18 protein-coding genes are annotated in these 21,947 nt (G+C 34.1%); 8 read left to right on the top strand and 10 right to left on the bottom strand.

Annotated features, from left to right (window positions below; translation table 11 throughout):
• Positions 1–65: 65 nt before the first annotated feature.
• The 7 genes from MK119_RS13050 to MK119_RS13080 all read right to left on the bottom strand — a co-directional run bounded on the left by MK119_RS13050 (position 66) and on the right by MK119_RS13080 (position 7,367).
• Positions 66–1,799, bottom strand: coding sequence for an amidohydrolase (locus MK119_RS13050; RefSeq protein ID WP_290679532.1), 1,734 nt, complete (start codon positions 1,797–1,799; stop codon positions 66–68).
• Positions 1,800–1,803: 4 nt separating this feature from the next.
• Positions 1,804–3,579, bottom strand: a complete 1,776-nt coding sequence (locus tag MK119_RS13055) for an amidohydrolase (RefSeq protein WP_290679535.1) — start codon at positions 3,577–3,579, stop codon at positions 1,804–1,806.
• A gap of 22 nt (positions 3,580–3,601) precedes the next feature.
• The gene (locus MK119_RS13060; RefSeq protein ID WP_290679538.1) at positions 3,602–3,796 is read right to left on the bottom strand and encodes a hypothetical protein; all 195 of its coding nucleotides are present in this window, start codon (positions 3,794–3,796) and stop codon (positions 3,602–3,604) included.
• Positions 3,797–3,821: 25 nt separating this feature from the next.
• A complete protein-coding gene (locus MK119_RS13065; protein WP_290679541.1) occupies positions 3,822–4,637 on the bottom strand; it encodes a hypothetical protein in 816 nt (271 codons plus the stop codon).
• A gap of 564 nt (positions 4,638–5,201) precedes the next feature.
• Complete coding sequence (locus MK119_RS13070) at positions 5,202–5,849, bottom strand: OmpA family protein (protein ID WP_290679543.1); 648 nt, start codon at positions 5,847–5,849, stop codon at positions 5,202–5,204.
• Positions 5,850–5,874: 25 nt separating this feature from the next.
• Entirely contained in the window at positions 5,875–6,699 is an 825-nt protein-coding gene (locus MK119_RS13075; RefSeq protein ID WP_290679545.1) for a tetratricopeptide repeat protein, read from the bottom strand.
• Between the two features lie 20 nt (positions 6,700–6,719).
• Positions 6,720–7,367: a DUF308 domain-containing protein gene (locus MK119_RS13080; RefSeq protein ID WP_290679548.1), complete on the bottom strand. Its 648-nt coding sequence runs from the start codon at positions 7,365–7,367 to the stop codon at positions 6,720–6,722.
• Between the two features lie 402 nt (positions 7,368–7,769).
• Between MK119_RS13080 and MK119_RS13085 the strand changes: the two genes are divergently transcribed.
• The 3 genes from MK119_RS13085 to MK119_RS13095 all read left to right on the top strand — a co-directional run bounded on the left by MK119_RS13085 (position 7,770) and on the right by MK119_RS13095 (position 11,606).
• Positions 7,770–9,023, top strand: coding sequence for an imelysin family protein (locus MK119_RS13085; RefSeq protein ID WP_290679551.1), 1,254 nt, complete (start codon positions 7,770–7,772; stop codon positions 9,021–9,023).
• An 82-nt stretch (positions 9,024–9,105) separates the two neighbouring features.
• Positions 9,106–10,509, top strand: coding sequence for a di-heme oxidoredictase family protein (locus tag MK119_RS13090; protein ID WP_290679554.1), 1,404 nt, complete (start codon positions 9,106–9,108; stop codon positions 10,507–10,509).
• Between the two features lie 8 nt (positions 10,510–10,517).
• Positions 10,518–11,606 (top strand): imelysin family protein, encoded by a 1,089-nt coding sequence (locus MK119_RS13095; protein ID WP_290679557.1) that lies wholly within the window; start codon positions 10,518–10,520, stop codon positions 11,604–11,606.
• 112 nt (positions 11,607–11,718) lie between these two features.
• Here MK119_RS13095 and MK119_RS13100 read toward each other — a convergent pair whose 3' ends face one another.
• Together MK119_RS13100 and purL are read right to left on the bottom strand one after the other, a co-directional pair.
• The gene (locus MK119_RS13100) at positions 11,719–12,384 is read right to left on the bottom strand and encodes an FMN-binding protein (RefSeq protein ID WP_290679560.1); all 666 of its coding nucleotides are present in this window, start codon (positions 12,382–12,384) and stop codon (positions 11,719–11,721) included.
• Between the two features lie 6 nt (positions 12,385–12,390).
• Entirely contained in the window at positions 12,391–16,104 is a 3,714-nt protein-coding gene (gene purL / locus MK119_RS13105; RefSeq protein ID WP_290679563.1) for a phosphoribosylformylglycinamidine synthase, read from the bottom strand.
• 365 nt (positions 16,105–16,469) lie between these two features.
• On the opposite strand from purL, the gene MK119_RS13110 reads away from it, so the two are divergent.
• Entirely contained in the window at positions 16,470–17,573 is a 1,104-nt protein-coding gene (locus tag MK119_RS13110; RefSeq protein ID WP_290679567.1) for a bestrophin family ion channel, read from the top strand.
• 115 nt (positions 17,574–17,688) lie between these two features.
• Positions 17,689–18,048 (top strand): carbonic anhydrase, encoded by a 360-nt coding sequence (locus MK119_RS13115; protein WP_290679570.1) that lies wholly within the window; start codon positions 17,689–17,691, stop codon positions 18,046–18,048.
• A 396-nt stretch (positions 18,049–18,444) separates the two neighbouring features.
• Here MK119_RS13115 and fumC read toward each other — a convergent pair whose 3' ends face one another.
• The gene (gene fumC / locus MK119_RS13120; RefSeq protein ID WP_290679572.1) at positions 18,445–19,842 is read right to left on the bottom strand and encodes a class II fumarate hydratase; all 1,398 of its coding nucleotides are present in this window, start codon (positions 19,840–19,842) and stop codon (positions 18,445–18,447) included.
• 126 nt (positions 19,843–19,968) lie between these two features.
• Here fumC and MK119_RS13125 point away from each other — a divergent pair, with 126 nt between their 5' ends.
• The 3 genes from MK119_RS13125 to MK119_RS13135 all read left to right on the top strand — a co-directional run bounded on the left by MK119_RS13125 (position 19,969) and on the right by MK119_RS13135 (position 21,939).
• Positions 19,969–20,541, top strand: a complete 573-nt coding sequence (locus tag MK119_RS13125; protein ID WP_290679575.1) for a hypothetical protein — start codon at positions 19,969–19,971, stop codon at positions 20,539–20,541.
• Positions 20,542–20,752: 211 nt separating this feature from the next.
• Positions 20,753–21,325 carry a metallophosphoesterase gene (locus tag MK119_RS13130; RefSeq protein ID WP_366512814.1) on the top strand — a complete coding sequence of 191 codons (573 nt, stop codon included), beginning with the start codon at positions 20,753–20,755 and terminating at the stop codon, positions 21,323–21,325.
• A complete protein-coding gene (locus MK119_RS13135; protein ID WP_290679578.1) occupies positions 21,292–21,939 on the top strand; it encodes a hypothetical protein in 648 nt (215 codons plus the stop codon). The genes MK119_RS13130 and MK119_RS13135 overlap by 34 nt, the downstream gene beginning before the upstream one ends.
• The last annotated feature ends 8 nt before the right edge of the window (positions 21,940–21,947 follow it).

Here is a 21,947-nt window from a genome sequence, read left to right on the forward strand (position 1 = left end):
CAAATCTATAATATTAAAATTTTAAAATAGGAGTGAGGTTCTCGTGTCACTCCTATTTTTGTTTCTTATTTTTTATAAATTGAAATTCCTTCTTTTATAGTTTCCAATACAACTATTTCTTTAATTTCTGATTCTGGAACTTTCAGTGGATTTTTATCTAATATTACAAAATCAGCTAGTTTACCTTTGCTAATAGTTCCTTTCTTATCATCTTCAAAATGCTGAAATGCAGACCAATCCGTTATTCCTTTCAACGCTTCATAAGGTGTTAATTTTTCACCTTCGCCAATTACTTTACCAGATCTAGATTTTCGTTCTACAGTTATTCCTACCATTCGCATGAGGTTCGGTAAGGCAACTGGCGCATCTGTATGCACAGTAATTCGTAAACCCCTATCAAGTGCTGTTCTTGTAGGACTGATTTTATTTCCTAGCTCTTTTCCTATGATTTGGCTATGCCAATCTCCCCAATAGAAGGTATGTAATGGAAATAATGAGGCGATGACATCTAGTTCTTTAAAATCATCAAGTTGATCTTCCCGAACATATTGTCCATGAATCAATACATTTCTACGATCTTTTTTATCATAATTTTCAGATACTTTCCCCATTGTTCTAATCATTTGATCCATAGCCGCGTCACCATTTGCATGGGTAATTACTTGCCAATCATTTTTGAAAGCTTTATGGTACAATGCTTCAACGTCACTATCTTTTGGAATTGCAGGATAGCCTAAATAGCCTTCTTCCGCACCATCAGGCGGAATGAGATAAGGAAGTGTTCTCCAGGCAGTTCTTCCTTGTGGAGAACCATCTAAAGTAATTTTCATTCCAGCAATTCGGTATCGATTTGTATAATTTTTAGAGTACCATTTTGTGTTCATTAGTGTGTCAACCACCATATAATCCACATAGCTTACTACATCTAGTTTTAGTTTATTTGCTGTAGCCGCATCAGAGAGAAATCCATGGTTTTCAAGAAAAGCTCTACCTTCGTGTGCGGTGGTATATCCATAAGACAGTGCCATGTCTTGCCCAGCATTAAAAAAACGTTCTGCGGCTTCTTTTGATTTAGGAGTGAGTGCTTTTCCATAATATGGAATGGCAGCAAGTTCTTCTAGGACGCCATTTGGTTCGTTTCCATTTTCTCTTCGAATTAGTCCCCCTTCTGGATTTTTTGTTTCTGAAGTTATATTTAACATTTCCAGTCCTTTGGAGTTTAATACTGCAAAATGACCAGAAATATGAATTATCATTATTGGATATTCTGTTGTCACTTTATCTAAGTCATGTTTGGTTGGGAAACGCTTTTCTTCCATTACACTATCGTCAAAACCAGCGCCAAAAATCCATCCTGTTAATGCTCTATTTTCAGGGGTATTCCACGCTTTCAATATTTCTATCAAGGCGGGAATATTATTTGCACCTGCATCTGGAGGTGGTAGAATTTGAGCTCCGACTGCTTGCGATGAAAAGTTTCCAAAATGTGCATGCCCATCAATAAACCCCGGTAACATAGTTTTTCCTTGTAAATCTACCATGTCAGCTTTTCCTTCAAAACGTTTTATTGCTTCGGCTTTACTGCCTGTATAAATGATTTGCCCTTCTCGTTGCACTACTGCCTCAACATATTCAGGAGAACTACCAGCCATTGTTATGATATCACCTCCAAAGTAAACCGTTTGTTGTAATCGGTAGGGTTCTGCTTTCGGTGTTTCTTTGGCCGTCTTTTTTGAGTCACTATTACAGGAAGTAAAAACACATGTTACTAGTAAAAGATATGCATATAAGTTTTTCATAATTTTATTTAGTTTTCAAATTATTAGATTTAATAATGTTAAAATTACCATTAAAAATGGTCGCTAGTACTTTAATATCTTTGATTTCCATTGGATTAATTTTAAAAGGACTTTTATCAAGTATTACAAAATTAGCTGTTTTTCCTTCCGCTATTGATCCAATTTGTTCTTCTAAGTTCAAGGTTCTTGCTGCATCAATCGTAATGGCACGCATGGCATCATAGACTGAAATTTTTTGATCTTGTGATAGTGCATTGTTTTCAGAAGTTACTCTATTTACGGCTGTCCATGCTAAGGTTAGTGGTTCCATAGGAGCCATGGAAAAGTCTGAATGAAATGAAACAGGTATTTTTCTTGAGACCAAACTATTAATACGCACTAGATTTTCACCTCGTTCTTTTCCCAGACCTGATTCACTATATTTGTCTGCTAATGCCCAAAGATAATATGGATTTACAGAAGCTTCTACACCTAATTGTTTAATTTCTTCTGCCATAGCGTCCGTAAAATACCCCATATGATGTAATGTAAGTCTGTGATTATTTCTTGGATTTCGTTTTTGGTCGATTGCTAAGTAGTCTAATACTTGTTGAATTCCTTTGTCTCCATTTGAATGCACATGAATTTTATAGTTGTTGTCCCAATATAGACTAATTTGTTCCTTGAATAAATCTAAAGGAGTCATCCATTCTCCATTGTGTCCATCATCATAGTTTTCTTTCATTTGCATGAGTTGAGAATAAATAGCACCATCAGAAAAGAGTTTTACCTGTTTAGGTAAAAAATGAATATTATCAGTACTATAAGTATTTTCTAGGGTTTCCATAAATGCCATTGCTTGTTCATTTCCTCCTTTCATACTAAATAGCTGAGTTCCACTTGGAATTAGATATACATCATACGGTGGATTTTTTTCCATTTCTTTTTTCAGAAGAGCCAATTCTCCATCAAAATCTGAACTTGGAAAGCCAGGTTCTGCCACAGTGGTAATTCCATTTTTTTGAATCAGTTGTGTCATCATTCCTAATCCTTCCATATAGCGAACTGGCTCAAGCATGATTGGAGCCATCTTTGGAACCAATGCCAGCCATCCACCTTCATAAAAGTGTCCTTTTTCCCATTCAACTTGAGGGTTTCCTTTAAAATCTTCTTCTTTGATTCCAAGTAATTCTAAAGCAGCGTCATTTAAATAAATTTCGTGAAAAGAACGATGAATAATACCTACCGGTTTATCTTTTGTGATGCTATTGATAATTGCTTTGGACAGTTCTCCATGCCATAATTGATGGTATCCCCATATGAAATACATTTCTCCTTCTTTTGCATTATTAGTAATTGAAGCAGTAATTTTATCAATATACTCTTTATGTCCCGTAACTCCTTTTTTTGTTCCGTTGGGTAGAACCCAATCGTATGGAGCTATAATCTCATTGGGAAGCATTGTTGCAGCTAAAGAAGGGTGCACGTGTGGTTCAACAAAACCAGGCATCATGGTCTTCCCTTTTAGATCATGTTTTTTTGCATTTGGAAATTTTTTATGCGCATCATCTAACGATCCTGTATATACAATCTCTTTATTCTGTGCTACAACTGCCTCTTCTGTTGCAAATGTTTCCCCATCCATAGTGATTATATCACCCCCAAAGTATAGTGTTATATTAGGATCTATTTTTTCGCTTGACGTTGACGTTCCGTTTTTTGATTCTTTCTCGTCACAACTTGTTAAAAAGAAGGTGATCAATACTATAATAGAAACTTTTTTTAAATAAAATATTTTCATAAGTAGTTATTTTTTTGTTTTGTTAAAGTCGTCCTCCGTTATAAAGATCCAAATCTACATGTGGACGAACTTTTGGTCCATTTGGCCCCCAAGTTACATTGAGTCCTACATCAGTTGCCCATCGCGGGTTACTACAACTATAAAATAAGCTTGATGATGTCAATATAAACAGTACAATATATATTTTTTTTGAGGTTTTTAAATTGAATTTTCTCATATAAAATTATCATGAATTTTTAAAATTAATTAAAATGTTGAACGGCAAATATAGCACCAGAAGGATCTTGAAAAATTGCAACCTTACCGTCTCTTATTTTTTGATTTGGAGCCAATAATGTGTAACCCTTTAATTCTTTTACTTTGGAAACTAAAGAATTGATTGCCGTAAATCGTATGTATGGAACCCATTGCGAACTTTGATTTGTTATAGGGTTTTTAAGCATGCCCGCAACTGTAGTTTCATTTAATATAAAACTCCAATACGGTTTATTGTCATATTCAGATTTAACAGTATTGACATCAAAAGCATTCTGGTAAAAATCAGAAGATTTTACAGGATCATCGGACCAGAGTTCAATGCCAATCCAATTCCCATCAATCTTAGAAGTGTCTTGCAATTCTGAAAAACTATTAGTGGACATTAAACAGAATTCCTCACCCATATTTCCTTCAAAGACAACTTGCTTACCTTTCCCAGGAATTTTAACAGGAGGTAACACTACTTTTGCTCCATTACTCATGACCGACTTTATTCTTTTATTCAGTTCTTCATTACTTAATGGCATAGCGGAAATCCATGTCGAGTTTTGTGCGCTTTTAATTTCTGTCATTCCTCCAATAACCTTATTTTGGTTATATATGATTGTGTATTTAAAACCTTTACTATTTGTGTCTACATACGTCCATCCAAATAAATTACTGTAAAAAGATTTAGAAGACGCTAAGTCTGGTGTGATTAATTCATGCCATATACTTTTTTGATCATTCGATACTTGTAAAGAATAGTTATCGATGGTTACACTCGATATGCATAAAACTAAAAGAGTTAGATATTTCATATTTTGTATTTACTAAATTTAATGTTTGTTAAATGATTTACTAATAGTGATTACAATTCCTCAAAAGTTATAATAAATCCGTTGATTATACATAAAAAGGCAAAACTTGATTCCTCTTTTTGGTGTAAGTTATAGTCATAAATGAGACCAACGCGAGTTGTTGTTAGCGTCTACTCATGTTTAAATTCAGCTCCCAGACCTATCAAGAATCTTGAGTCGCTTTTCAGGTTTTTACAACAACACTAGAATACCAAAGAATGGATAAGATCGTTCTAACAATTCTTTATTTCCATTTTATTTAAAAATATTTTCAATAATGTCATTTTACATACCTACAGCCCACTTATTATGAAACCAATAATCAAAATTTGCCGACAAGAAGGAAGTACTAGCTACTCTTTTTCAATTAACTTTGACTTTGGATAAATAGGTATAATCTAAACTCAAAGATAAACTTTTTAATTCCCTTACTTTGATATGAATCAAAATGCTTTGATTTCATGGGCTTTCGTTTGAAATGAATTTGAAAAAGGATAGACTTAAAATAAAAATTAATTTCGATAGTTAGTCTAATTTTCCGTTGCGTGCTTGATTTTTCATGTCGTCATTCGCATAGATGGCAAGCTCAACACGTCTATTTTTTGCTCTATTTGCCTCATCATTTGGGTATTTTGGATGGGTTTCTCCATACCACTTAACACTTAGTCTAGAAGCATCAATTCCTTGTGAGATAAAATAATTAGAGACTGCTTTGGCTCTTTTTTCAGATAAAGAATAGTTGTATTCAGCAGCTCCTGAATCGTCAGTATGTCCTTCTATAAGAATATTTGTATCAGGATAGCTTTTGAATACTTGGGCTGCAGCCGATAAATCACTTAAGTAGCTGCTACTAAGTTCGGAAGAATTAATTTTAAAAGCCAAACTAGAATCAAATGTCATATTAATACCTTCTCCAACTCTATTTACTTCAGCCGATGGGATTGCTTGCGAGAGTTCTCTAGCCTGTTTATCCATTTTTTTACCAATAAGGTTTCCAGCAATGCCTCCAATAGTTGCTCCTGCCAAGATACCCCATATATTACCTTTTGTTACGGTTGCTCCTAGAAGTGCTCCACCAGCAGTACCAGCAATAGTTCCTTTTTGTTGTTTGTTAAGTGTTCCGCAGCCTACCAGAAGTAGTGCAGATAACGATAGTACGATTATTTTCTTCATTTTGTATATGTTAGGTTAGTATATTCTAGTTGCATACAAGTGCTAAAAACATATCTTTATTCATATTATTAGCGCCAAGGCGTTTTGAAGTATTGAGATCTTCGCAGACCATTTCTTTTTCCGAAGGAGTCATTTTAGAGCGAAGTTCTTGTGCTCTTTTTGTTCCATATTTTGCTTCAAGCATACGCAACCTCGTATTTGCGCGAGCAATTGCCAATTCTTTATTATTTGGATCGAGTCTTTTGGCAACATCATAACTTTGGAATGCTTTGTCAAATTGTTTTAATGTGGAATACATCGTTCCTTCTTGTACTAAATATTTTACACTATTTGGATCCATCGCTTTGGCTTTATTAAGATATTCTTGTGCAGTCGTTATATCATTTAGTTGACGTTCATACAAAGCTGCCATTAATGCATAGTTGGAAGCACGCTCAGCAGTATTTTGATTTTTTTCTGTAAGTTCGATTACTTTTTCAATAGAAGCTTTATATCCAGCGATATTTCCAATTTTACTTTGTGCAACAGCCTTTTGAAAATGACCGTTTAGGCTTTTATTTTTGGTGATTTTCAGAGCTTTGTCTGCTTCTGTAATTGCCTCTTGATATCTTTCTAGACCGTTGTAAGCCTGTGCTTTTCCTACAGCAGCAGCTTCTTTTGCATCTTTGGTTCTGCATTTAGATGAAAAAGTTTCAAAAATAGCAAGTGCATCTTCATACATTCCAGACTTAAGAGTACTTTGAGCAGTTTCTAGGGAAGATCTACATTTTTTACCCATGGTAAAGGTTTGTGCATAATTTTGTGTTGATATTAAAAAGACTACTATAAAAAAGGTTAGTTTTAGTTTCATAATGATATTTTAATATGGAGTTAATAATTTTTATTCTCTTTCATTTTGGAAGTAATTTGTTCTTTGAGGATGTTTATGTTTAGCTTAAAATCTTCTTGAATCGAATCTAAAATCTGATGTACTTTTTTCATTTTTAAAGCGAAAAAAATATTTAAGACACCAAAAAGAATTAAAAGGACTGAAATCCAAAAAATGAGTGTCATGCCAGAAAATTCAGGATTTTGCATTATTAGAAATGCTAACAAAATACCACAAATTCCAAATATTAGTGAAATCCACCAATCTTTTACTTGGTATTTTTTTAGTTCAAATGCATAGGAAATTGCATCAACAGATCGTATGAAAATTAAAAAACATACGATTCCAGATAATAAAATGTGTGTAATTTTTGGGTTTAGGATAAAAAGTAAACCCATTCCAATTTGCGAGATTGATAAAATAGTAATATTGAAATACAAGGTCTTTTTGTCAGATTTTTGAGACATGGTAAAAAGATCGAAAATTCCAGAAACTAAAAGAGAAATTCCTATGCAAAATACAAATGTTTCAAGAGTCTCGGTGGTATTGAACATCCAATAACTGCCAATTAGTATAAATAAAATTCCAACAAGTAGAGGAACATACCATTTTTTGTTCAACTGTTTGAATATTCTTGATTCTTCAATCATAATTGCTAAGTGTTGGTTAGTTAATTTTTATTGAAAGAAAAAACATGCTTAACGCAAGGTAAATACATTAAATAAAAGTAAAAAAATAAATATTAATAAGAAAAGTTTTAATTTTTACTTTTGATAGATTGACTTTGTGTTTTGATTGTATCTTTTATTTAAAAAAATGGCCTTCATTTATTTTTTTATCATTTTTACATTATTAATTGTTACAACAAATATTTAATAATTAACAAGTTAAGTAATTTATTCGAAAAAATGATTACATGTATTACACTAAAATTTTATGTGTCAAAAATCGTGTAAATTTTTTATTTAAATTTAATCTAAATAAATTTTGATAATCAGATTATGTCAAATACATTTGTATTTTAATTAAGATTTAATCTAAATAATATCTAAATGAAAAAACTAGGAAGACTAGCCTTGCTAGCAATTGTAAGTTTTACACTATTTAATTGTGCTAGTGATGATGAAGGAACAACAACTCCAACTCCATCTACTTTGGTTACAAAACGACAAGTGATTGATCAGTATGCAAATGTTGTGTTACAAAATTACACTAAAGCATTACAAGATGCCCAAGCGATGAAAACAGCTATTACAACATTCACTACCACACCAACAGAAGCCAATTTTACAGCAGCAAAGAATGCATGGCTTTTTGCAAGAGACTCTTATGGTACAACAGAAGCATTTAGAGAGTGTAATGGTCCTGTAGATACAGATCAGTCTTCGTCTACTCCTTGGGGAATTGGAAATGAAGGTCAAATGAATGCTTGGCCAATTGACGAAAGTTATATTGATTATGTGTCAGCTGGAACTGAGCCATATGCGGGAACTTATGGAGCAGGAAGTATTATCAACGATACAAGCATTACAATAAGTATTGCAACGTTGACGGATCCAAATAATTTTGGAGGAAACGAATCTCAAAATGATAAATCAATTAGTACTGGATGGCATGCTATTGAGTTTTTATTATGGGGACAAGATAATACGAGTCCATCAGCTAATTTACCAGGACAACGTTCATTTACAGATTATACAACTGCAGCAAATGCTGATAGAAGAAGACAATATTTAGATGTTGTTACTCAGTTGTTAATTAATGATTTACAAGAGTTAGTGAATACTTGGAGTACAGGCGGAACATATGCAACTGTATTTGCAGGTTTAGACGAAGATGTGGCTTTACGTCAATTGATCAATGGAGCATTTTTTATTGCCGGAGATGAATTAAGTTCTGAGCGTATTATTGCACCAGTTGATTCTATTGATGGTATTGATGGTTCTGGACAAGAAGATGAGCATTCTTGTTTTTCAGACAATACAGATAAAGATATTGTAGCTAACACACAAGGTGTTTACAATGTTGTATTTGGTCGATATGGTTCAAGTACAGGACCTTCTTTCTATGATTTAGTGAAACAAGTTGACGAGGCGCAAGCTCAAAAACTTTTAGAAGCTGCAAATGAAGCATTAGCAAAAGTAAATGCAATTGATAATAATGCACAGCCATTTGATTACTTAATTACACAAGAAACTTCAATGGATTCAACATTAGGTATTGTAATGCAAAGTGTAAAAGCATTACAAGACTGGGCGGATGAAATTAGTGCTTCTGCAACGGTAATTGGAATCAACTTGCAATAAATTATGTAGTTTATAAACTAATATAAATGTATTTGACAAATCTTAAGTGTTTTTGCACTTAAGATTTGTTATTATTTTACGTATGATCGAACAAAAAGTAATAATACTATTTTTAGGAATCCTTTTTTTAGTTACAGGTTGCTCGAAAGATGAAGGAACTTATCAAGCTATTCCAATGTATGAAGAGGGAGAAGAATTTTCGTCTGGAAATTTAGGAGTCTTTTCCACAAGTAGCAATGCTTTTGGGTTTGAAATTCCAGGCTTGACTTTTCAGGAACAATCACAATTTGCAACAGGAAATTCTTTATTTAATCAATCATGGGTTTCCGCACCAGCATCTACAACAGCAAGAGATGGGCTAGGACCAACATTTAATGCGAGAGCTTGTGCAAGCTGTCATTTTAAGGATGGTAGAGGCCGTCCTTTGGTAACAGGACAAAATTCTGGAGGTTTTTTAATGCGTGTTAGTTTGCCTAATGCCTCTGAAATAGAAGCGCCCATTGCGGTTCCGGGTTATGGTACTCAAATTCAAGATAGGAGTAATCAGACAATTCCTTTTGAAGCTAAAGTAGAAGTAAGTTATCAAACCATTTTGGGCACGTATGCTGATGGAACTATGTATGAACTGCGCAAACCTAGGTATACTATTACCAACGAACAATTTGGATCGCTCTCTAATGTGCAAACTTCTCCGAGAATTGGACAGCAAACAATTGGTTTAGGATTGATTAGTGCTTTACCAAATAGTGAAATTTTAAAGTTTGAAGATGAATTTGATTCCAACAATGACGGGATTTCGGGTAGAGCAAATTATGTATTAAACGAAGAAACGCAACAGTTAGAAGTTGGTCGTTATGGTTGGAAAGCAAATGCTCCAACATTGAAACAGCAAATTGAATTAGCATTTCATGGTGATATGGGATTAACTACTTCAATGTTTCCAGAAAATGATTGTCCTTCACCACAATTGGACTGTCAAAATGCGCCTAATGGAGGTGAGCCAGAAGTGACCGATACGCAGTTGTCAAGAGTCTTGTTTTATCAAAGCACATTAGCAGTACCGAATCGAAGAAATGTACAAGAGGAATCAGTTTTACGAGGAAAACAACTGTTTAACACTATGAATTGTATTAGTTGTCATGCCATTAATCAAGTTACCGGAAGTTCAGAGATTTTACCAGCTTTAGAAAATGTTACGATCAGACCATATTCAGATTTTCTGTTGCATGATATGGGAGAGGATTTAGCAGATAACAGACCGGATTTTAAAGCAAATGGACGCGAATGGAGAACACAGCCTCTGTGGGGATTAGGTCTAATTTCTACCGTAAACAATCATACCTTTTTATTACATGATGGTAGAGCTCGAAATATTGAAGAAGCTATTTTATGGCATGGAGGAGAAGCAGAAAATAGCAAAGATCAATTCATAAATCTTTCCGCGGAAGAACGTCAACAAGTATTAGACTTTTTAAATTCATTATGATGAAAAATATGTATAGAATAGGATTGGCATGTATGAGTATCTTTCTTGTAGCATGTTCAAGTAATGATAACAATGGAACAACTGAACCAACAACAAATGAGTTTCAAGTTCAAAGCTTAGTAAGCGATGTCACAAATCAACATATTATTACGAATGTGACTTCATTTTTAAATCAGGCAACTACGTTTGAAACGCAAGTAAATAATTACCTTATAGATCTTAACGAAGCTGCGCTTGAAAGCGCTAGAACACAATGGAGGCAAACTGCAATTTCGTACGGAAAAGTATATACTTTTAATATCGGTTTGATACGTGATCAGTTTACACATCAGGCATTGTATAATTGGCCAACGATTACCAATGCAGTTGAAAATTTTATTTCGGATCCTTCAGAAATTACAGAAGTATATGTCCAAAATTTGAGTCCGCAAGCTAAAACATTATCTACATTAGAATATTTACTCTTTAAAACAGATATAGCTGCAACAAATACAGAATTTGTAAATTCTGAAAATAGAAGAAACTACCTAAAATATGTAGTAAAAGAGTTAAAAACTCGTGCGGCTAAATTGGTAAATACTTGGAGTGAATCAGGGGATAATTATAAGACTACCTTTATAGAGAATACTTCAACAGGAATTGATGCTTCATTTAGCTTGTTGTATAATGGTATTTATAATCTTATTGATACTGGAAAAGTTACTAAAATTGGAAAACCTGCAGGTTTAGAAAACTCACAAAACACCAATCCAGAAGCAACACAGGCACATTTTAGTAATACTTCCTTAGCAATTTTAAAAGAAAATATAGAAAGTGTAGAAGATGTTTATTTTAATACACAAGGTTTAGGGATTTCGGACTATGTAGCGCATGTGACAGATAATGAAGTATTGAATACAGCAATACGTACAAAAATTAACGAAGTATATGCTGCCATAGATGCAATTCCAGTACCATTATTTGATGCTATTACTTCCAATTCGACAACAGTAGGAACCTTGCATGAAAAATTAAATGAATTAGGTGTCTTGTTTAGTGTAGATGTTCGAAGTATTCTTTCGATTACAATTACGTCTACCGACAATGATGGTGATTAACTGAAAATCGATATTTTCAGTAGTTTAATTGTTAAAAAGTAAAAGACCTGCTTTATTTTGTATTGCAGGTCTTTTTTTTTGTTTCGTTACATAAATAAACATCTTTTGAATATCAATGTAAATATACTTTGTACTTTAACAATCCTTTATTTAGCATTTCAATAGCTCCCATGCTTGTGATGGTAGCACCAGAAATAGCATCAATTTTTGAATCTCCTTTAATTAATCTTTCATAATTTTTATAGAGTGAATAGCTAGCCTGATTTAAATTGAGTATGCTCCCAATAAATTGAGATTTAAACTCAGGTTCACTAATATTTGCTCCAAAACCAGGAGTTTCTCCTTTGTGATCAAATTCTATTTGCAGAACTTTAAATGTTTTTTTATATACTACAACTTTTGCCCAAATTTTATCCCAAAGTCCTTTTCCAAAAACTGGTAAAATGACTTTAGAACTATTTTTAATTTCAAATATTGGATAAACTAAAGGACTATTATTCTTAGTGTTTGAGTAATATAGTTTGATAGCTTTTTCCATACTAACAGGTTTAACAGTACCTTTTGTATCTATGATTTTAAAACTTAGTATTGAATTCAAGTCTTTAGAATCATTGAAAGTAGAATCTGCTATTTTTCCGAGCTCCAAAATTATAAACTGCATCCAATATGGAGTTTGTTCATTTGTGACTTCTATATCTTTTACAACAGCAGATGGTTTCTGATGACAGCAAATAAGGAAACTTCCAAAAAGTATGATGAGAAAAATTCGTTTTAGCAAAATATGTTATTTATTCTTAGCTTCAATCCATAATCTTGCATTCACGAAAGCTTCTAACCAGGGAGAAACTTCATCTTTACGACCTTCTGGATAGTTTGCCCAGTTCCATTGGAAGGTAGAACGCTCAATATGAGGCATAGTAACTAAGTGTCTTCCTGTTTTATCACACATCATAGCAGTGTTAAAGTCAGAACCATTTGGATTTGAAGGATAGCCTTCATACCCATATTTTGCAACAATTTCATACTTACTCTCTTCATATGGAAGTTTAAATTTCCCTTCTCCATGCGAAATCCAAACCCCTAAAGTTGTGCCTGCTAAGGTAGAAAGCATAACAGAGTTGTTCTCTTGAATTTTTACAGAAGTAAAAGCACTTTCGTGTTTTTGAGAATCGTTATAGGTCATTTTTCCATGTTCGTCATGATCTGGATTGATAACTTCCAATTCCATAAATAATTGACAACCATTACAGATTCCTACAGAAAGTGTATCTTCTCGTTTAAAGAATTTTTTCAATGCCGTATTAGCTTTTTCATTGTATAAAAATGCACCAGCCCAACCTTTAGCAGAACCTAAAACATCTGAATTCGAAAATCCTCCAACTGCACCAATAAACTGAATATCTTCTAAAGTTTCACGACCCGAAATTAAATCTGTCATGTGTACATCTTTTACATCAAATCCAGCTAAATACATAGCATTTGCCATTTCACGCTCACTATTACTTCCTTTTTCACGAATAATCGCTGCTTTTGGTCGTTTAACATCACTTCGAGCGGAGTCAAGAAGTCCTGTGAAATGTTTAGGGAATGTATAAGTTAATGGTTGATTCGCGTAGTTTTCATATCTCGCTTTTGCCAAACCATTTGCCGTTTGCTTTTGATCGAGTAGGAAAGAGGTTTTGTACCAAGTATCTCTGTATTCTGAGATACTCAAGCTAAATTTATCCTCTTGATTTTTTATGTTTAAACGATCACTTTCTGTAACAGTTCCTAAGTTATAGAAAGTAATTCCTGCCTTGTTCAATATATTTTCAACAGAATCATCACTCGCTTGGAAAACAATTCCGTTATTCTCAGAGAATAATAATTTGATTGAATCAGCTTCGTTTAGTGCATCAAAGTTCAAATTTGCTCCTACATTATTGTCAGCGAAGCAAAGTTCGAGCAATGTTGTTATTAATCCGCCAGAAGCGACATCGTGTCCAGCTACAATTTTATCTTGCTTGATCAATTTTTGTATGACATTAAATGTATTTTGGAATTGAGCAGCATCTACAATAGTTGGCGTTTCGTTTCCTATTTTATGTAGTACTTGAGCGAAAGAACTTCCTCCAAGTTTGAATGTATCTTGTGATAAATTGATATAGTAAATGTTTCCAGCATTAATACTAAATACAGGCTCTACTACTTTTGAAATGTCGTTACAATTTGCTGCTGCTGAAATCACAACTGTTCCTGGAGAAATTACTTCTTCATTTGGGTATTTTTGTTTCATTGATAAGGAATCTTTTCCCGTTGGAACATTGATTCCTAAATCGATTGCAAACTCTGAAATTGCAGAAACGGCTTCATATAAACGAGCGTCTTCACCTTCGTTTTTACATGGCCACATCCAGTTTGCCGATAAGGAAACACTTTGCAACCCATCTTTTAACGGTGCCCAAATAATATTACTCAAGGCTTCTGCAATAGCATTTCTACTTCCTGCAGCAGGACTAATTAATCCAGAAATTGGTGCATGCCCAACAGAAGTAGCAATTCCCTCTTTCCCAGCATAATCTAGCGCCATTACACCAACATTATTTAAAGGTAATTGTAATGGTCCAGCACACTGTTGTTTGGCAACTTTTCCACCAACACAACGGTCTACTTTATTCGTTAACCAATCTTTACAAGCAACTGCTTCTAGTTGTAATACTTGCGAAAGATAGGTTTCAAATTCACTTTTTGTGTAGTTTAAATCAGCATATTCACGTTTTACTGTGTTATCTGTCATGATGGTCTTAGGCGAACTTCCAAACATATCGCTCAAGGCTAAATCCATAGGTTTATCACCTTTAGTAGCAGATTCAAACGTAAAACGATCGTCTCCAGTAACATTTCCAACCGTGTACATTGGCGAACGTTCTCGTTCTGCAATTTTATTCAGTGTTTCTATATGCTCGTCCGCAATTACCAATCCCATACGTTCTTGCGATTCGTTTCCAATAATTTCTTTGGCAGATAAGGTTGGATCGCCCACAGGCAATTTATCTAAATCAATTTTTCCACCAGTTTCTTCTACCAATTCCGAAAGACAATTTAAATGTCCACCAGCACCGTGATCGTGAATAGAAACAATATGATTCTGATCACTTTCTACCATACCACGAATAGCATTTGCGGCACGTTTTTGCATTTCAGGGTTGGAACGTTGCACGGCATTCAATTCAATTCCAGTAGAAAATTCACCAGTATCTGCTGATGAAACGGCAGCTCCACCCATTCCGATACGGTAATTTTCGCCTCCTAAAATCACTACTTTATCTCCAGTTTTTGGTGTATGTTTGATGGCCTGATCTGCTTTTCCATAACCAATTCCTCCAGCTTGCATAATTACTTTATCGTAACCTAATTTTCTAGAAGTTACGTTTAAATTGTCTGACTGTTCATCGTGTTCAAATGTTAACACAGAACCACAAATAAGTGGTTGTCCAAATTTATTTCCAAAGTCAGAAGCTCCATTAGAGGCTTTGATTAAGATATCAATGGGTGTTTGGTATAGCCAATCGCGCGCAGGCATTGCTTTTTCCCAAGGCTTGCTGTCAGCGGAGTCGAAAGACTTGTCTTCTTCTAAACGAGAATAAGAAGTCATATACACAGCTGTTCCTGCTAATGGTAATGAACCAATTCCTCCAGCCAATCTATCTCTGATTTCTCCACCAGAACCTGTGGCAGCTCCGTTAAAAGGTTCTACCGTTGTTGGGAAATTATGTGTTTCTGCTTTTAGTGAGATCACAGAATCAAATTCTAGTATTTGGTAAAAGTCAGGTTTATCAGCCGTTTTTGGGGCAAACTGCTCTACTTTAGGGCCTTTGATAAAGGCTACATTGTCTTTATATGCGGAAACAATATCGTTTGGATGTTGTTTCGAAGTTTCTTTGATGAGTTTAAAAAGTGAAGTTGGTTTTTCTTCCCCATCAATAACAAATGTTCCGTTGAAAATTTTGTGACGGCAATGTTCTGAGTTTACTTGCGAAAATCCAAACACTTCTGAATCGGTTAGTTTTCTTCCGAGTTTCTCTGAAAGAGTATTTAAATATTCAATTTCTTCAACGCTTAAGGCCAAACCTTCTTGTTCGTTATAGGCAGCAATATCATCAATATCTAAAATTGCTTCAGGCTCAATATCGATCGTAAAAGTGTCTTGGTGTAAACCGTTGAACTTTTGAGAAATCATAGGATCAAAATCTGAAAAATCTTCTGCGACAGCTTTAAATTCTTCTATTCGAATGATGCCTTCAACGCCCATATTTTGCGTGATTTCTACAGCGTTTGTACTCCAAGGAGTAATCATGGCGGCTCTAGGACCAACAAAAAAAGCATCCAATGATGCTTGTTCGATTTTTGATACGTTGCCAAAAAGCCAGTTTAACTTTTCAACGTTTTCTGTTGATAATTCTTTTACTGTTTGAACAGCAAATACCTTGCTGTGTACGTTTCCAAAGAAATGAATCATTATGTAATTTTTGTGTGTTGTTTTTAAAACGCAAATTTAATGTATTTGTAGCTATTTTGACTTAAAAATGATATGATAATTTAAGAGTTATTCACGAGGTTTTGAACAAAGATGACAGATGGTTTATAATTATTGATTTTAGATCGTTTCGTTTAGGATTGTATTTCTTATCAAAGTCAATGAATATTGTATACTTGTATTTAAATAAATACGACTACTAATCTTTTTTTTCTGTTGGTTTTGAAAATTTCTTTCCGAAAACTTACATACAATACTTTTTGTCGAAACATATTGTATGCCTCATTGTAGCAGGTATATAGTTGTTTAGGTTTTTATATCTTTCTAAGACTTGTATAACCAATTTTATGTATGCAAGACGAATATTCCCTGTTAGAGGTGTTTTAAAATGGACACGTCGCCACATTTTCTTATTTCTTATTCTTGCCACAATTCCTGTTATCTTATTTGATATTTTGAGCATGAAATGGCTACGAGTTCCATGGTTGCCTTTAGGTGTTTTGGGTACGGCCGTAGCTTTTATTGTCAGTTTTAAAAACAATGCATCATATGATCGTCTATGGGAAGCTCGTAAAATTTGGGGAGGAATTGTAAATGCTTCCCGTTCATGGACCATTATGGTGAAAGACTACATTGCAGATGATTTTGCTTCAGAAAATGTGCCAGAAAGTGAACTGAAAACTATAAAAAGAGAGTTGGTGCATAGACATGTTGCGTGGTTGACGGCTTTGCGTTATCAATTAAGAAAAGATAAACCTTGGGAAATGCATTTAAAGAGCAAGCGCTCTAATAAAGAGTTTCGCTCCAAACAATATTTGGTATGTGAAGATAAAGAACCTGTAGCTGAGGTTATTCAAGCTTATATTTCTAAAGAAGAATATGATGAAGTATTTGCCAAAGGAAATCAAGCTTCCCAATTAATCGGAATTCAGTCTAAACGTTTAAAAGAATTAAAAACAAAAGGACTAATTGATGATTTTCGTCACATGGAAATGACCAATATGCTGGTGGAATTTTATACACTACAAGGAAAAAGTGAACGTATCAAAAACTTCCCGTATCCTAGACAGTTTGCCACGTTGAATTATATTTTTGTATGGGTTTTTATCATCTTACTTCCCTTTGGAATTATGGATGGCTTTGAAGATATTGGCGATCATATTTTAAAAGATTTATCAACGCATACCTCACGTTCTTCCACAATTCATCAGATTCGAGAATTTATTGCCGATCATTTTGAGTGGTTTTCCATTCCGTTTAGCGCACTACTAGCTTGGGTTTTTCATACCATGGAAGCTATTGGTGAAAATACAGAAAATCCTTTTGAAGGTGGTCCAAACGATGTTCCAATTACAGATATGAGTCGCGGAATTGAAATTGATATCCGACAATTAATTGATGACACAGACATTCCAGCACCGTACACAGGGAAAAATGATATTGTGATATAATTTTTGCTGGTTGCTAATCTGTACACTTGTTCTTTATTTTTCTTTACTCGTTCTCTAAATATATACGTTGATGATTTTTTTTAATTACAGATAAAGTTTATTAAACTATAAGAAAATGCAACTAATCAATAAAACTGTAATTATCAGTGGAGATAGTAAAAAATGTCAAGGAAACTTTAAGAATAGAATTGATTTTAAGGCAATTAAAAAACGTTTAAAAGATGGTAATAAGCGATATGTGAAAGATAAACCTCTTCAGCCGAATCAATCTAAAGAACGAAGAGAATGTACTGAGAAAAATAATCAAAAGCCATTTGCAATTGTACTTAGTTGCGCAGATAGCCGTGTGCCACCAGAATTGATTTTTGATACTGGAATTGGAGATTTATTTGTATGGCGTGTTGCAGGAAATATAGCCGATACTTATAATATTGTAAATATTGAGTTTACCATTAAAGTATTGAAATGCCAGTAAATTTTAGTTCTTGGTCACTCAGAGTGTTGTGCAGTTAAAGCAGCTATTAGTGGTGGAGATGCAGGAAGTGATAATCTGAATCAATTTGTAGGTCAGATTCTACCAGCAGTCAATACTTGTGTGTGCTCAGGTGAATCTGGCTTAGAAGAAGTAATCAAAGAAAATGCTATTCATGGTTAAAATGAACTTCAAAGATGTTCAACAATCATTAGAAATGCTGTTCATTCAGAATGTGATAATAAGAAAGTGAAAATTGAAACAACCTATTATTATTTAGCAACTGGAGAAGTAGAGTTTTTTAAAAAATCTTCTTGTTAAAAAGATGTAAATAGAAAGCAACAAAAAACCGCATCGATAAATTTCAATGCGGTTTTATATATTTTTAGTCAAAAACAATTATTTCATCGCTCCAACCATATCTTCAGGTTTTACCCATTCGTCATATTCTTCAGGAGTTACATATCCTAAGTTAATCGCTTCTTCACGTAAGGTTGTACCATTTTGGTGTGCTGTATTTGCAATTTCAGCCGCTTTGTAATATCCAATTTTAGTGTTTAATGCTGTCACTAGCATTAATGAATTGTTTACCAATTCAGTAATTCTTCCATGATTTGGTTCAATTCCAGCAGCACAGTTTACGTCAAAACTTATACATGCATCACCAATCAATTGTGCAGATTGTAATACATTCGCAATCATCATTGGTTTAAACACATTCAATTCGTAGTGACCTTGTGTTCCTCCAACAGTCACAGCAACATCGTTCCCCATAACTTGTGCACATACCATAGTAATGGCTTCACACTGTGTTGGGTTTACTTTTCCTGGCATAATAGAACTTCCTGGTTCGTTTGCAGGAATGATTAATTCACCAATTCCTGAACGTGGTCCAGACGCCATTAAACGAATGTCATTTGCAATTTTGTTTAAAGAAACCGCTAATTGTTTTAATGCTCCATGTGTTTCTACCATTGCATCATGTGCAGCCAAAGCTTCAAATTTATTTTCAGCAGTAATAAAAGGCAATTCTGTAAAACGTGCAATAAACTCAGAAACACGTTTTGCATATCCTTTAGGCGTATTTAATCCTGTCCCAACAGCAGTTCCACCTAAAGCCAATTCGCTTAAGTGAGGTAATGTGTTTTCCAGGGCTTTTAATCCGTGATCTAATTGAGAAACATATCCAGAGAATTCTTGACCCAATGTCAAAGGTGTCGCATCCATTAAGTGCGTCCTACCAATTTTTACAACATCTTTAAAATCTTCTGATTTCTTTTTTAAGGTATTACGTAATTGTGTCACACCTGGAATCGTAGTTTCTACAATTTTCTTGTAAGCAGCAATGTGCATTCCTGTTGGAAACGTATCATTTGAAGATTGTGATTTGTTAACGTCGTCGTTTGGTTGAATGGTTTTTTCGCCTTCACCAATCTTTTTTCCGGCCAATTGATGTGCTCTGTTGGCAATAACTTCATTAACGTTCATGTTTGATTGCGTTCCAGAACCTGTTTGCCAAACAACTAACGGAAATTGATCGTCGTGTTTTCCTTCCAAGATTTCATCACAAACAACCGCAATTAAATCTCTTTTTTCAATAGGTAATACGCCTAACTCACAGTTTGTAAAAGCAGCCGCTTTTTTCAAATAAGCAAAACCATATACAACTTCTAGTGGCATACTTGCTGGCGCACCGATTTTAAAATTATTTCTTGAGCGTTCTGTTTGTGCTCCCCAAATTTTATCTGCAGGAACTTTTACTTCGCCCATGGTATCTTTCTCTATTCTGTATTCCATGTGGATTCGTTTTTAGCAGTGCAAAATTACAACTTTTTGTTTGAAAAGGAATTAAAAAAGGTGAAAACACGCTTTCATTTGGGGATTTTCATGGCAAGTTTTCTTGTATTCATTTTTAATATTTACATGAGAAAAAATGTAACCTTAAAAAAAGTTAATCATGCAAGCAAAACTTCAACATCTATTAGGCTTCCACAATCTATCACATTACAGATAGAAACCAATACGCCAGCTAGTACAAATATGACTCGGATTTTAATTTTTGAAAATTATGAAGGTAGGCGAATTGAGTTACCTATTAAACTTATGAGAACCAATTCGCATGGATTAGAAGTTACAGAGTTTCCTGATACATTACATAATTTACAATTACTTGGAAGTTTGAATCACCGTTCGTTTTGGGATAAAATATATCTTAAAAATGGAGTATATGATACCAAAATTCATATCAAGAGAATGACGTTAATTGTGCATTATTATAAAGTAGTTGGCGGTGCGGTGAAAGATATTCCGTTGTTATCAAATACTTTAATTAACCGTGTTTTAGCAAATGCAGTAAGTGAGATGTATTTGACTCCGTTTATTGAACGTCAGACTTTACAATATGCAGGTTTAACGAGTCAAAATCACCCAGCAGCAGTGATGGCAGCAAAAGATGTAGGAAAAAGCGGAACCAGTGACCAAGGGTATGATCAATAAGGGATTAATTCAAAATATAGAGATGGATTAGTTATGAGTGTAGTGAGTATGCGTCTTGGTATTTACATGAAACAGAATGTTGGAAAGATTTTAGAAATAAGTCAAAAAATATCTTTAGAGATATTACATCAACAACGCAATTGAATGGAGTTTTTAAAAGTAAAAAGCGAACCTATTATCACCACAACGGAAAAAATAAGTTTCTAAACGAATCAACTCAAAAAGCTTATACACCAAAATCGAAGCTGTTGTTAAGCAAGAACAACCAAAATTTATGGTATACTTAGGTGACTTACCTACATATATTGATAGTGAACGTGCACAAAACTCACATACAATGCTAGAGAATCTCAGAGGTTTACAAATAGGAATTCCGATTTTGTATTTGCCAGGGAATAATGATTCTTTAGAAGGAGATTATCATTCTTTTACAAATGGTAGCGATGGTAGTGTGTTGAAACAAGATAAAGATGCAAGTAATCCTTGGCCAGTAATCAATGCAAACTCTTCTTCGGTAAAAGTATCAGGTCTAGATTTTGATTCAGAGTTTGGATTTCAATCCGTAAATATACAAGATGGAACAAATACATTGAAAGTAATTGCGTTGAATACGGTTATTTTTTCTGCTAAAAAGGAGAAATATGATCATGGAGAAAAGAACATATTGCTTAAAATAGTAAAAAGAATGCAGCAGGAGAATATGCCTTTGGAGATGATGGTATTTCGTAACAACAAGCCACAGAAAAACAAATGCATTGGTTTGAAAAGCAATTGCAACATTTAGGAGCAAATGATCTTATGATGATTATGATGCATATTCCTGTAGTACTGGATGGTTATGGAGGAACTTCAATGTGGAATACGAGTCTTACCTGTAAAGATTTGAGTGGAACTGTACAGCCATTACACAATGGATTTGTTAGTTTGTTGGAGAAATATCAACCTAATATCACAGGTCTATTAAATGGGTATACACGAACGGATGGATTGATACGTAATTACAAATCGACACCATCGCCTCCGAGAAAAGAAAATGATCCAAAAAATATGGTTTCGTTTCCTATATCCACACCAGGGATTGCAGTGAATCATGATAATAATCCAGCGTTTATAATATTTACCTATGATAGTGCAACATTTAGCTTGTTAGACTTTGAAATTTATTTTACTTCTCCTACCAACAGTTCTGCAACGGGAGATTTTACATGCATGAAAGATTCAAGTTATACATTTAGTGAAGTATACAAAGTCACCAAAGTAAATACACCTATTTTTAACACCTTAGCACATGAAACGGATGCTGAAGAAGTGCAACATGTAAATACAACTTTAGGTGCAATTAGCAATCAAGATGTGAAGTTGATACATAACAATGCGGTAGATGTTCACAAAAATTAAATTTGATT

Source organism: Kordia sp. (assembly GCF_022447245.1).
Classification (GTDB): domain Bacteria; phylum Bacteroidota; class Bacteroidia; order Flavobacteriales; family Flavobacteriaceae; genus Kordia.